The 12,490-nt window shown below is 67.2% G+C and carries 8 protein-coding genes and 1 pseudogene; 7 read left to right on the top strand and 2 right to left on the bottom strand.

What is annotated here, in order from left to right; translation table 11 throughout:
* Positions 1 to 74 precede the first annotated feature (74 nt).
* The 4 genes from aroQ (at position 75) to aat (ending at position 3,213) form a co-directional block, all read left to right on the top strand.
* Positions 75 to 512 carry a type II 3-dehydroquinate dehydratase gene (gene aroQ / locus AncyloWKF20_RS02790; RefSeq protein WP_279316437.1) on the top strand — a complete coding sequence of 146 codons (438 nt, stop codon included), beginning with the start codon at positions 75 to 77 and terminating at the stop codon, positions 510 to 512.
* Between the two features lie 27 nt (positions 513 to 539).
* A complete protein-coding gene (accB, locus tag AncyloWKF20_RS02785; RefSeq protein ID WP_279316436.1) occupies positions 540 to 1,019 on the top strand; it encodes an acetyl-CoA carboxylase biotin carboxyl carrier protein in 480 nt (159 codons plus the stop codon).
* Between the two features lie 10 nt (positions 1,020 to 1,029).
* On the top strand, positions 1,030 to 2,382 hold the full coding sequence (gene accC, locus AncyloWKF20_RS02780) for an acetyl-CoA carboxylase biotin carboxylase subunit (protein WP_279316435.1): 1,353 nt from the start codon (positions 1,030 to 1,032) through the stop codon (positions 2,380 to 2,382).
* Between the two features lie 153 nt (positions 2,383 to 2,535).
* Positions 2,536 to 3,213: a leucyl/phenylalanyl-tRNA--protein transferase gene (gene aat, locus AncyloWKF20_RS02775; RefSeq protein ID WP_279316434.1), complete on the top strand. Its 678-nt coding sequence runs from the start codon at positions 2,536 to 2,538 to the stop codon at positions 3,211 to 3,213.
* On the opposite strand, the pseudogene AncyloWKF20_RS02770 reads toward aat, so the two are convergent.
* Both AncyloWKF20_RS02770 and AncyloWKF20_RS02765 read right to left on the bottom strand, forming a co-directional pair.
* Positions 3,183 to 3,533, bottom strand: a pseudogene (locus AncyloWKF20_RS02770) (DUF2155 domain-containing protein); the annotation flags it as partial. The gene aat and the pseudogene AncyloWKF20_RS02770 sit on opposite strands and share 31 nt — an antisense overlap.
* Positions 3,534 to 3,918: 385 nt before the next feature.
* Positions 3,919 to 4,332 carry an NADH:ubiquinone oxidoreductase subunit NDUFA12 gene (locus tag AncyloWKF20_RS02765; RefSeq protein ID WP_279316433.1) on the bottom strand — a complete coding sequence of 138 codons (414 nt, stop codon included), beginning with the start codon at positions 4,330 to 4,332 and terminating at the stop codon, positions 3,919 to 3,921.
* 663 nt (positions 4,333 to 4,995) lie between these two features.
* On the opposite strand from AncyloWKF20_RS02765, the gene AncyloWKF20_RS02760 reads away from it, so the two are divergent.
* The 3 genes from AncyloWKF20_RS02760 to AncyloWKF20_RS02750 all read left to right on the top strand — a co-directional run bounded on the left by AncyloWKF20_RS02760 (position 4,996) and on the right by AncyloWKF20_RS02750 (position 12,489).
* Complete coding sequence (locus AncyloWKF20_RS02760) at positions 4,996 to 8,724, top strand: vitamin B12-dependent ribonucleotide reductase (RefSeq protein ID WP_279316432.1); 3,729 nt, start codon at positions 4,996 to 4,998, stop codon at positions 8,722 to 8,724.
* Positions 8,725 to 8,804: 80 nt separating this feature from the next.
* Positions 8,805 to 9,356, top strand: a complete 552-nt coding sequence (locus tag AncyloWKF20_RS02755; protein ID WP_279316431.1) for a GNAT family N-acetyltransferase — start codon at positions 8,805 to 8,807, stop codon at positions 9,354 to 9,356.
* A 223-nt stretch (positions 9,357 to 9,579) separates the two neighbouring features.
* Entirely contained in the window at positions 9,580 to 12,489 is a 2,910-nt protein-coding gene (locus AncyloWKF20_RS02750; RefSeq protein ID WP_279316430.1) for an autotransporter outer membrane beta-barrel domain-containing protein, read from the top strand.
* Position 12,490 lies beyond the last annotated feature (1 nt).

The following is a 12,490-nucleotide window of genomic DNA, read 5'->3' as shown; positions in this document are numbered from 1 at the left end:
GTTCACGCGGGCTTTGCCTATAACCCCGCGGCTGCCCGGCACGCGCCGGGCGGAACCTGGCTCTTTGAGGCGCGATGACGGACACCGTCCACGTCCTGAACGGACCGAACCTGAACCTGCTCGGCACGCGCGAGCCGGAGGTGTATGGCCGTGCGACGCTGGCGGATGTCGAAGCCGCCTGCCGCGCCGCCTGCGATCGACACGGGCTCGGCCTCGTGTTCCGCCAGACCAACCATGAGGGCGAGTTGGTCACCTGGCTGCAGGAAGCGCGCGGGAGCCTCGGCGTCGTGCTCAATGCCGCCGCCTATACCCACACTTCCGTCGCCCTTGGGGACGCCATCAAGGCCGTCGGCCTCAATGTCGTCGAAGTCCACTTGTCCAACGTCTTCGCGCGCGAAGCCTTCCGCCATCATTCCTATATTTCGCCGGTCGCCCGTGGGGTGATCTGCGGCCTAGGGATCGACGGCTACCGGCTCGCCATAGACGCGCTGGCCGCCGCCCGCGTGAACTGAGGGGGACGGGGCGACCGTCACGGGATCATGATGAAAACCAACAAGCCGAACATCGACCCCGCGCTGGTGCGCGAGATCGCCAACCTCCTCTCCGAGAGCGACCTCACGGAGATCGAAGTCCAGCACGAGGATCTGCGTATCCGCGTCGTGCGCGCCGCGCCGACCGTGTATGCCGCGCCCGCGCCGGTGGCCGTCGCCGCTGCGCCTGTTGCCGCGGCTTCGGTTGCCGCCGCCGCGCCTGTCGCAGCGGTGAGCGACGATCCGGCCAAGCATCCCGGCGTCGTGCCCTCGCCGATGGTCGGCACCGCCTATCTCGGCCCGGAGCCGGGCGCCCGCTACTTCATCGAGGTCGGCTCGGTGGTGAAGGAAGGCCAGACCCTCCTCATCGTCGAGGCGATGAAGACGATGAACGCCATTCCCGCGCCGCGCGCGGGCACTGTCACCCGCATTCTCGTGGATAACGCGCAGCCGGTCGAATATGGCGAGCCGCTCGTGATCATCGAGTGAGGAGCGCCTGATGTTCGGCAAGATTCTCATCGCCAATCGCGGCGAGATCGCGCTCCGGGTGCTTCGCGCCTGCAAGGAGCTCGGCATCGCCACCGTGGCGGTGCACTCCACCGCCGACGCCGACGCCATGCATGTGAAGCTCGCCGATGAGAGCGTCTGCATCGGCCCGCCGCCCGCCAAGGACAGCTACCTCAACATCCCCGCTTTGCTCGCCGCCTGCGAGATCACGGGCGCCGAGGCGGTGCATCCGGGCTACGGCTTCCTGTCGGAAAATGCGCGTTTCGCCGAGATCCTGATCGACCACGGCGTCGCCTTCATCGGGCCCAAGCCCGAGCATATCCGTATCATGGGCGACAAGATCGAGGCCAAGCGGACCGCCAAGAAGCTCGGCATCCCCTGCGTGCCCGGCTCGGAAGGCGGCATCACCTCGGATGACGAGGCGGCCCGCGTCGCCGAGGAAATCGGCTTCCCCGTGCTCATCAAGGCCGCCGCTGGCGGTGGCGGGCGTGGCATGAAGGTCGCCCGCGCCCCGGACGAGCTGTCCTCCGCGCTCTCCCAGGCCCGCTCGGAAGCCCGTGCCGCCTTCGGCGACGACGCGGTCTATATCGAGAAGTATCTCGGCACGCCCCGCCACATCGAGATCCAGGTGCTCGGCGACGGCCAGGGCAACGCCATCCATCTCGGCGAGCGTGACTGCTCGCTGCAGCGCCGGCATCAGAAGGTGTGGGAGGAAGCCCCCTCCCCGACCATCACCGCCGAGCAGCGCGCCCGCATAGGCGAGACCGTCGCCCAGGCGATGCGCGACATGAAGTATCTCGGCGCGGGCACCATCGAGTTCCTGTACGAGAATGGCGAGTTCTACTTCATCGAGATGAACACCCGCATCCAGGTGGAGCATCCGGTGACCGAGGCGATCACCGGCATCGACCTGATCGCCGAGCAGATCCGCGTCGCCGCCGGCCAGCCGCTCGGCATCCGGCAGGAAGATGTGGTGCTGAACGGCCACGCCATCGAGTGCCGCGTGAATGCCGAGCACCCGCGCACCTTCCGCCCCTCGCCGGGCAAGATCTCCTACTGGCACACGCCGGGCGGGCTCGGGGTGCGCGTCGATTCGGCGGTCTATCAGGGCTATTCGATCCCGCCCTATTACGACAGCATGATCGGCAAGCTGATCGTCCACGCCAAGTCGCGCGAGGAATGCCTCAACCGCCTGCGCCGGGCGCTCAACGAGTTCGTGGTGGAGGGCATCGAGACCACGCTGCCGCTGTTCCGCGAGCTGGTCGAGAACCCCGACATCAAGCGCGGCGCCTATGACATTCACTGGCTGGAGCACTTCCTGGCCGCTGGCGAGCCGGGCTCCTGAGCCGGGCGACACCGCCTGCACACGACCATCATGGCCGGGCTCGTCCCGGCTATTTCTTTTGCGGCCGCCGCTTCCCCAATCGCTGAGCCGATTGTGAGCGGTCGCGGGCGCCGGCGCCTTCACAGCGCCGTCCATCTCCGTCATTCTGGCGTCATGTCACGCCCGCGCGAACATCAGGTCGAGATCACGCCCGAAGTCCTGCTGAAGGCCTATGCCTGCGGCATCTTCCCCATGGCCGAGAGCGCCGACGATCCCGGCCTCTACTGGATCGAGCCGGAGCGGCGCGGCGTCATCCCGCTCGACGATTTCGCCATTTCCAGCCGCCTCGCCCGCACCGTGCGCTCCGATCGCTTCGAGGTGCGTATCGACTACGACTTCGAGGCGGTGATCGATGGCTGCGCTGCCCCGGCGGACGGGCGCGGCTCGACCTGGATCAACCGGCGCATCCGCAAGCTCTATTGCGACCTCTATGAGCGCGGCCACTGCCACTCGGTCGAAACGTGGGAGAATGGCGTGCTGGTCGGCGGGCTCTACGGGGTGCGGCTCGGCCGGGCCTTCTTCGGCGAGAGCATGTTCCACACCGCGCGCGATGCCTCGAAGGTGGCGCTGGTGCATCTGGTGGCGCGGCTGCGCAAGGGCGGCTTCACCCTGCTCGACACGCAGTTCGTGACCGATCATCTGCGCAGCTTCGGCGCGATCGAGGTCACGCGCCGGCACTATCACCGGCTGCTGACGCAGGCGCTGGAAGGCGAGGGTGATTTCTACTGCTGGCCGCCGGGCGAGGCGATCACCGGCGCTGTCTGCTTGCAGTCGGTCAGCCACACATCATAGATCGGGTGCTCGACGCCGTGCAGGCCGGGGCTGGAGGCGAACATCCAGCCACTGAACAGCGGCTGCACCTTCCCGTCCAGCGTGATCTCCTGAACCTGGACGAAGCCGGTGGTGTTCTGTGACTCGGTCACCGGCCGCGTGTAGCAGGCGCGCGGGGTGATGCGCAGCGCGCCGAACTGCACGGTCTCGTTCACCGCCACGTCGAAGGAGATGATGCGGCCGGTGATCTTGTCGAGGCCGGAGAACACGGCGGTCTTGTTCACCACCTTCTCAGCCGGGGGCTGCACCACCTCAATGTCGCCGCTCGGGCCGACCGTCGCCTGGCCGGGCACGTCCGGCTGGGCCGGGGCGGGCTGGCGCACCTCGCCGCCTTCGGGCGGGGCCATGATGGAGGGCACGCCGGCGCCGCCGGGCGGAGGCGAATCGGGATTGGTCACCGCGCCGGGCGGCGGGGCGAGCGGCTGCGATTCCACCCCGCCCTGCCAGCTCTGCTGGGCAGCCAGCGGCGCGCTCAGCGCGAGCGATGCCGCAGTGGCGAGAAGGAGGATACGCATCGGGGCGGAAAGCATCGCAAGGCCTCGGAAATCGCGCGCCGGCCGGGGCGCGCGCCTCGCGTCAAGATGCGGGGCAATGCGGCGATGTCGGGGCGGGCCCGCGCGAAAGCCGGTGCGGAGACCGGAACAGGACAGGCTCACCCGCGACGGTTCACTCGGGCGTCCACGCCTTGTAGTCGCCGGTGACGGCGGGGCGGTGGCCGAAGCCGACAGTGGAGCCGGCCGGGCGATAGGCCGCCGGGGTGCCGGTCGGGTTGGCGCGGTGCGGCTTTTCCCACTCGCGCGCGACATAGGTTTCCTGCGAGGGCGGGACATCGCTGCGCTGGTGCATCCAGGCGTGCCAGCCCGGCGGAATGGCGGTCGCCTCGGCGGGGCCGTTGAAGATCACCCAGCGGCGCTCGAAGCCCAGCGCTGGGTCGATCTTGCCGCCCTTGGTCCGGTAGTACTTGTTGCCCTGCTCATCGGTGCCGACGAATTCACCGTGGCGCCACGTATGGAAACGCGTGCCCATGGTCTGGCCGTTCCACCAGGTGAAGGTCTCGGTGAGGAAGTCGGAAAGCTTCACGGAAATCGTCCCTGCGCCGGCTGGAAGATGGGGCGGAACATGCCACCCGGACCGCCCGGTGTCCAGCGCGGGCAAGCCTTGCGGGCACCTAACCCACCTGAACGCGCCCTCGCGCGCCCGCGTGAGAGCGTGCGCCTCACGTAATTGTGGACAGATCGTCCTTCGTGGCGGCGGCCCCAATGACCTGTCACAAAGCGCCGCCCACCGCTTATTGGCCGCGGGTGAGATCCATGCCCGTCTTCCCCGCTGTCCACCGGCCGGGAGGACGCCTTGCGTCTGGACTCTCGGCGCGAATCCGCGCGTCATAGACCACTAATGGGTGGAAGTGCGGGTGCGCACACACCACATACGAGATGTAGGGCTTTGTTTACGAGTGCCCACTATCTCTTGACGTCACACGTAGAGTCGTACAGGTTGCGTTTCGTCCCCGACTGCGGCGGCAAGCCGACGACCCGGGGGCAAATCCAAGCCTGATGCGTTGCGATTTCGGTCTTCTGGCCGAGAGCCGACAACGCATGTCCGGGCTTTGGAACACGGAAACGATAGGCGCCAGCGGCGGTTGTTTTCGTGAGGGACTGACGGGGACGCGCTCGGACGGAGATTCGAGCCAATTCATATTCGAGTGCGCCGGACGGGGCGCACCGCGAACCGGGGACGACGATCATGCGCATCGAGCGCCGCTACACCAAGGCCGGCCAGTCACCTTACGCTTCCATGGCGTTCCGCAAGGCGACGAGCGAAATTCGCAATCCCGACGGGTCGGTGGTGTTCCGCCTCGAAGGCATCGACGTGCCCGAGCACTTCTCGCAGGTCGCCACCGACATTCTCGCGCAGAAGTATTTCCGCAAGGCCGGCGTCCCCGCGCGGCTGAAGAAGGTCGAGGAGGAGACCGTCCCCTCCTTCCTCTGGCGCGGCGCGGCCGATGAGAAGGCCCTCGGCGGCCTCCCCGAGAAGGAGCGCTATATCGGCGAGATCGACGCGCGGCAGGTCTTCGACCGCCTCGCCGGCACCTGGACCTATTGGGGCTGGAAGGGCGGCTATTTCGATTCGGAAGTCGACGCCCAGGCCTTCTTCGACGAGCACCGCTACATGCTGGCCATGCAGATGGCCGCGCCCAACTCGCCGCAGTGGTTCAACACCGGCCTGCACTGGGCCTATGGCATTGACGGCCCCAGCCAGGGCCATTTCTACGTCGATTATGTCACCGGCAAGCTGACCCGCTCGAAGTCCTCCTACGAGCACCCGCAGCCGCATGCCTGCTTCATCCAGTCCGTGGGCGACGACCTCGTGAATGAGGGCGGCATCATGGATCTGTGGGTGCGCGAGGCGCGCCTGTTCAAGTATGGCTCGGGCACCGGCTCCAACTTCTCGGCGCTGCGCGGCGAGGGCGAGAAGCTCTCCGGCGGCGGCCGCTCCTCCGGCCTCATGTCGTTCCTGAAGATCGGCGATCGCGCCGCCGGCGCCATCAAGTCGGGCGGCACCACCCGCCGCGCCGCCAAGATGGTCGTGGTCGACGTCGATCACCCGGACATCGAGACCTATGTCGACTGGAAGGTGAAGGAGGAGCAGAAGGTCGCTGCTCTCGTCACCGGCTCCAAGATCGTCGCCAAGCACATGAAGGCCGTGATGAAGGCCTGCGTGAACTGCGAGGGCGACAATGGCGATTGCTACGACCCGGAGAAGAACCCGGCGCTGAAGCGCGAGATCCGCGCCGCCAAGAAGGCGCTGGTGCCGGAGAACTACATTCACCGCGTCATCCAGTTCGCCAAGCAGGGCTACACCGACATCGACTTCCCGATCTACGACACGGATTGGGATTCCGAGGCGTATCTCACCGTCTCCGGCCAGAACTCGAACAATTCGGTGCGGGTCGATGACGACTTCCTCACCGCGGTCGAGGCCGATGGCGACTGGAACCTCACCTCGCGCATCACCGGCAAGGTGACGAAGACTCTCAAGGCCGCCGAGCTTTGGGAGAAGATCGGCCACGCCGCCTGGGCCTGCGCCGATCCGGGCATCCAGTTCCACACCACCATCAATGACTGGCACACCTGCCCGGCCGCCGGCCCGATCCGCGCGTCCAACCCGTGCTCCGAGTACATGTTCCTCGACGACACGGCGTGCAATCTCGCCTCGCTGAACCTGCTGCAGTTCCGCAACGCCGACGGCACCTTCGACGTGGCGAGCTATGAGCACGCCTGCCGCCTGTGGACCGTGGTGCTCGAAATCTCGATCCTGATGGCGCAGTTCCCCTCGAAGGAGATCGCCAAGCTCTCCTACGAGTACCGCACCCTCGGCCTCGGCTACGCCAATATTGGCGGCCTGCTGATGACCTCCGGCATCCCCTATGACTCGGACGAGGCCCGCGCCTATTGCGGCGCCCTCACCGCGATCATGACCGGCGTCGCCTATGCCACCTCGGCCGAGATGGCCAAGGAGCTCGGCCCGTTTGCAGGCTACAAGCCCAACGCGACCGAGATGCTGCGCGTGATGCGCAACCACCGCCGCGCCGCTTATGGCGAGAAGGGTGGCTATGAGGGGCTGAACACCAACCCCGTGCCGCTCGACCACGCCAAGGTGCCGGAGCCGATCCTCATCGAGCGCGCCAAGGCGACCTGGGACCAGGCGATTGCCCTCGGCGAGGCCCATGGCTACCGTAATGCCCAGACCACGCTGCTCGCGCCCACCGGCACGATCGGCCTCGTCATGGATTGCGACACCACCGGCATCGAGCCCGACTTCGCGCTGGTGAAGTTCAAGAAGCTGGCCGGCGGCGGCTACTTCAAGATCATCAACCGCGCCGTGCCGGAGGCGCTGCGCACGCTTGGCTATTCCGAGAGCCAGCTCGCCGAGATCGAAGCCTATGCCGTCGGCCATGGCTCGATCACCCAGGCGCCGGCCATCAACCATGGCTCGCTGCGCGCCAAGGGCTTTGACGACGCGATGCTCGCCAAGGTCGATGGCAGCGTGAAGAGCGCCTTCGACATCAAGTTCGTCTTCAACCGCTGGACGCTCGGCGACGAGGCGCTGGCCAAGCTCGGCGTACCCGCCGACAAGCTGATCGATCCCGCCTTCGACCTGCTGACCTTCCTCGGCTTCTCGAAGAAGGACATCGAGGCCGCGAACATCCATGTCTGCGGTGCCATGACCCTGGAGGGCGCGCCCTTCCTCAAGGTCGAGCACTACCCGGTGTTCGACTGCGCCAATCCGTGCGGGCGCATCGGCAAGCGCTACCTCTCGGTCGAAAGCCACATCCTGATGATGGCGGCGGCGCAGCCCTTCCTCTCGGGCGCGATCTCCAAGACCATCAACATGCCGAACGACGCGACGGTGGAGGACTGCAAGCAGGCCTACATGCTGTCCTGGCGCCTGGCGCTGAAGGCCAACGCGCTCTACCGCGACGGCTCCAAGCTCTCCCAGCCGCTCAACTCGCAGCTCGTCTCTGACGAGGATGACGAGGAGGACGCGCTCGAGGCCCTGCTGGAGAAGCCCGCCGCCGCGCGCGCCACGCAGATCACCGAGAAGATCGTCGAGAAGGTCATCGAGCGCGTGGTCGCCATCCGCGACCGCGAGAAGATGCCCGATCGCCGCAAGGGCTACACCCAGAAGGCGGTCGTCGGCGGCCACAAGGTCTATCTGCGCACCGGCGAATATGATGATGGCCGCCTCGGCGAGATCTTCATCGACATGCACAAGGAAGGCGCGGCGCTGCGCTCCTTCATCAACAACTTCGCCATCTCGGTGTCGCTGGGTCTCCAGTACGGCGTGCCGCTGGAGGAGTATGTCGACGCCTTCACCTTCACCCGCTTCGAGCCCGCCGGCCCGGTGCAGGGCAACGACACGATCAAGTACGCGACCTCGATCCTCGACTACATCTTCCGCGAGCTGGCCGTGTCCTATCTCGCCCGCAACGACCTCGGCCATGTCGATCACAGCGAGTCGAACTTCGACGCGCTCGGCAAGGGCGTGGACGAAGGCAAGGCGGCGCCCGGCGTTACCCCGGCCTCGCGCATGGTCTCCAAGGGCCTGACGCGCGGCCGCTCGGTCGGGCTGATGGTGGTGCCGGCCGGCTCCACCGTGACCCCGGCTTCCGCGCAGGCGACCTCGAACGTCACCGCCCTGCGCGGTGCCGTTCAGGGCGCGACCGCCCTCAAGGCGGAGCCGGAGATCGAGGAAGACGAGGCGCTCGGCGCCACCGACGCCCTGCCCTGGGCCACCCCGGCCGCGGCCCCCGCCGCTGCCGCTGGCCCGAGCAAGTCGGAAGCCCGCGCCATCGCCCGCGCCAAGGGCTATGAGGGCGAGTCCTGCCCCGAGTGCCAGAACTTCACCATGGTGCGCAACGGCACCTGCCTGAAGTGCGAGACCTGCGGCTCGACGACCGGCTGCAGCTGAGGCTTCGGCTTAACCGACACAGAAACGGCCGGGTTCACCCCCGGCCGTTTTCGTTTGCGACGCCACGAACGGAACCGACCATGACGCCCCCCACCCTCACCACGCCCCGCCTCATCCTGCGCCCGCACCGGCTGGACGACTTCGACGCGTATGCGGCCATGTGGGCGGAGCCGGCGGTGGTGCGGTTCATTGGCGGGCAGGGATTTTCGCGCGAGGTGGCGTGGAACCGGTTCCTGCGCCATCCGGGCCTGTGGCAGTTTCTCGGCTTCGGCCATTTCGCGGTTGAAGAGCGCGCCACCGGCGCCTTTATCGGCGAGGCCGGGTTTCACGATTTCCGCCGCGCCCTCTCCCCCTCGCTGGAGGGGACGATGGAGGCCGGCTGGGTGTTCGCCGGCGCCGCCCATGGCAAGGGCTATGCGCGCGAGGCGATGACGGCCGTGCTCGGCTGGGCGGATGCGCATCACCCCACACGGCGCCTCACCGCGATGATCGAGGAGAGCCACGCCGCCTCGCTGCATATCGCGGGCACGCTCGGCTTCACCCGCTTCGCCGGGGCGAGCTATGGCGGGCGGGACATGGTGCTGCTGGAGCGCCAGCGCGATGGCGCGGGAGAGACCGCACCCCCGCGCTGACGTGCGCAAGACCGACGCTCCCAACCGGTCGCGACAGCCGCGAAAGACGGCCCGCATGCCCACAGGCCCGCGCGCAGTAGGTCAGGATAACTGACTGACTTTTTTTGGTCGCATCCCGTCGACCGACTTACCTCACTATTCCAGACTTCTATAGTTCTCCCTCGCCCGATGGGCTGGGGGATACATCGTGACATCTACAAAAAGTCGCCACCGCGGGCGGCTAATGGCTAGTTGCGCCTGGATTTTGCTACCGCTCGGCATTCAGACCGCGCAGGCCGATAGCACTCTTGACTATATCAACCTCAATTATCCTGTCGCCGAGGCGAATTTTACCGGTATTCGCGGCGCCAATATCGTCGGCAACTACCTCATCCCGGACGGCAACGGGGCATCGGGCGGGATTCTCTACCGCACGGATACGCAGAGCTGGATCGCTATTCCGACCGCCACGGCCAATGGGGTGAATTATCCCGGCGTCTACAGCGCCTCCCCCTATGGCCCGACCTTCGGCTCGCCCGATGGCGGCGTCTTCCGGCTGGTAGGCTCCTACAAGCTGACCTCGTCCTCCGGCGACACCGGCTATATCTATGACGCCGCCGCCGCGCCGGGCGCGCAGTACACCGACATTTTCATGCCCTCCGCACCGGGGCTGACGGTCATCAACACCATCCCGCACAGCACCTTCGGCAATAATGTCGTCGGCAGCTTCGACACGTCGGAAGGTGAAGGCGGCGCCTTTCTCTATAATATGGTCACGAAGAGCTACACGCAGCTCAGCGGTCCCGGCGCCGTCGTCACCACCGCTTACGGCATCTATGGCGACAAGGTCATCGGCGGCTACACGGATTCGGGCGGGCTGAACGCCCAGCACGGTTTCCTCTATGACATCACCACCGATACCTGGACCACCTACGACCACCCCGGCGCCATCGCCACCCATTTCCAGGGCATCACCGGCGGCGGGCGCAACGGCTCCTACAATCTCGCCAGCGACTGGATCGACGCGCAGGGCGGCCTGCACGCCGCGATCCTCCACATCAACCCCGACGGCTCGACGGAATGGATCGAGCTGGACGTGCCGGGATCGCTCACCACCTCCATCGACTCGATCTATGCCGGCAACGCCGTCGGCTTCTACTTCGACGCCAATGGCACGATGCTGAACTATTTCGTCACCGTGCCCGGCGTCTACGATCCCATCCGCAACACCAGCGCGCTGACGGTCTCGGTCGACGGCGCGACGGGGATCACCGGCATCAGCGGCGACGACATCGTCAATGACAGCACCATCACCGTCAGCGGCGCCAATGCCGTCGGCATCCATGCCGACACCTATGGCGTCGTCACCAATAACGGCACGATCACCGTGACCGGCGCCGGTGCCTCCGGTGTGGAAATGGGCGGGCTCGACGGCACGCTGCTGAACACCGGCACCATCACCGCCGCGCCGGGCAGCTACGCCGTCACCACCGCCACGGACGCCGAAGGCACGATGGTGGTGAATACAGGCATTATCGACGGCCAGGTGGCGTTCCTGCCGCTCGCGCAGGGCCGTTTCGAGAATAGCGGCTGGCTCGGCATCAGCGCAGCGGGCGCGGGCACCACGCAGCAGATCGCCGGCGTGTTCGCGCAGACCTCGACCGGCACGCTGGCGCTGCGGGTTGATGGTGCGACCAGCGACCTTCTCGCCGTGGACGGCGCGGCACGGCTCAACGGCACGCTGGCGGCGAGCTTCACCGGCACGCAGTCGCTGCTCAAGAGCTACACCATCGTCACCGCCAGCGGCGGCGTCACCGGCAGCTTCGCCAGCCTCGACACCGCCGGGCTGCCCTCCTTCTTCACGGCGGGGCTGGGTTATGGCGCGACCGATGTGACGCTCAATGTCGCCTCCGGTCTTGCCAACCTCCCCGGCCTTTCCGCCAACCAGAGCGCGGTCGGCGCCGCCATCGACAGCGCGCTCAACAATGTGCCGGGCGCCGCCATCGGCCTGCTGCCGGCCGGCCTCGCGCCGTTCTACGACCTCACGGCGGCGCAGGTTCCGGCGGCGCTGGACGCGCTGTCGGGCCAGCCCTATGCCAGCGAGCAGTCGGTGATGATCTCGGATGGCTATTACAGCCGGCAATCGCTGCTCGGGCGGCTGCGGCAGAACGCCTATGTCGGCGCGGAAGGCCCGTCCGCCGCCCTCGCCTTTGGCGGCCCGAGGACCGTCCAGCCCGGCAGCACGGGGGCCCCGCCAGCCACCGCCGCCGAGGCGCTCGCCTATGCCACCAAGGCCCCGCCACCGGTCGTCGCAACGACGGACGGGCCGGTCTTCTGGGCCGAGGGCTTCGGCGGCTGGACCAATTATGAGGGCACCAGCAACACCGCTGCCGCGGATTCCTCCATTGGCGGCGTCATCTCCGGCGCCGACGTCGCCTGGGGCGACTGGCGGGTCGGCGGCGCGCTGGGCTATTCGCAGTCGAGCAGCACGGTCGACGACCTCAACGCCTCCAGCACGGTCAATTCGCTGCTGCTCGGCCTCTATGCCGGCACCAGCTATGGCAAGGTGAAGCTGCGCCTCGGCGCCACCTACGCCTTCAACGACGTCAGCGCCGACCGCACCATCGCCTTCCCCGGCTTCGCCGAGACCGCCAATGCCGACTATAATGGCGGCACGACGCAGATCTTCGGCGAGGTCGGCTACGGCCTCATCTGGAACAGTCTGGCGCTGGAGCCCTATGCCGGCCTTGCCTGGGTTCACCTGAACACGGACAGCTTCACCGAAAGCGGGGCGACCTCCGCCGGGCTGACGGCGGACTCGGCCTCGCAGGATGTCGGCTACAGCACGCTGGGTCTGCGGGCGGCCACCACCGTGACGCTCGACAACGGCACGGTGCTGGCGCCCCATGGCGCGATCGCCTGGCAATATGCCTTCGGCGACACCACGCCGACCTCGCAGCTCGCGCTTTCCGCGCTGCCGGCGGCCTCCTTCACCGTCTCCGGCCTGCCGCTCGCCGAGAACACGGCGCTGGTGGAAGCCGGGCTCGACCTGGTGGTGAACGCCAGCACGCGGATCGGCGCCGCCTATATCGGCCAGTTCGCCGACACCGCGACCGTGAACGCCTTCCAGGTCAATCTGGTCGTGCGGTTCTGAC

Source organism: Ancylobacter sp. WKF20 (genome assembly GCF_029760895.1).
In the GTDB taxonomy this organism is placed as follows: domain Bacteria; phylum Pseudomonadota; class Alphaproteobacteria; order Rhizobiales; family Xanthobacteraceae; genus Ancylobacter.
Note: the sequence above shows the minus strand (reverse complement) of the source record. Positions and strands in the feature narration are given on the sequence as shown.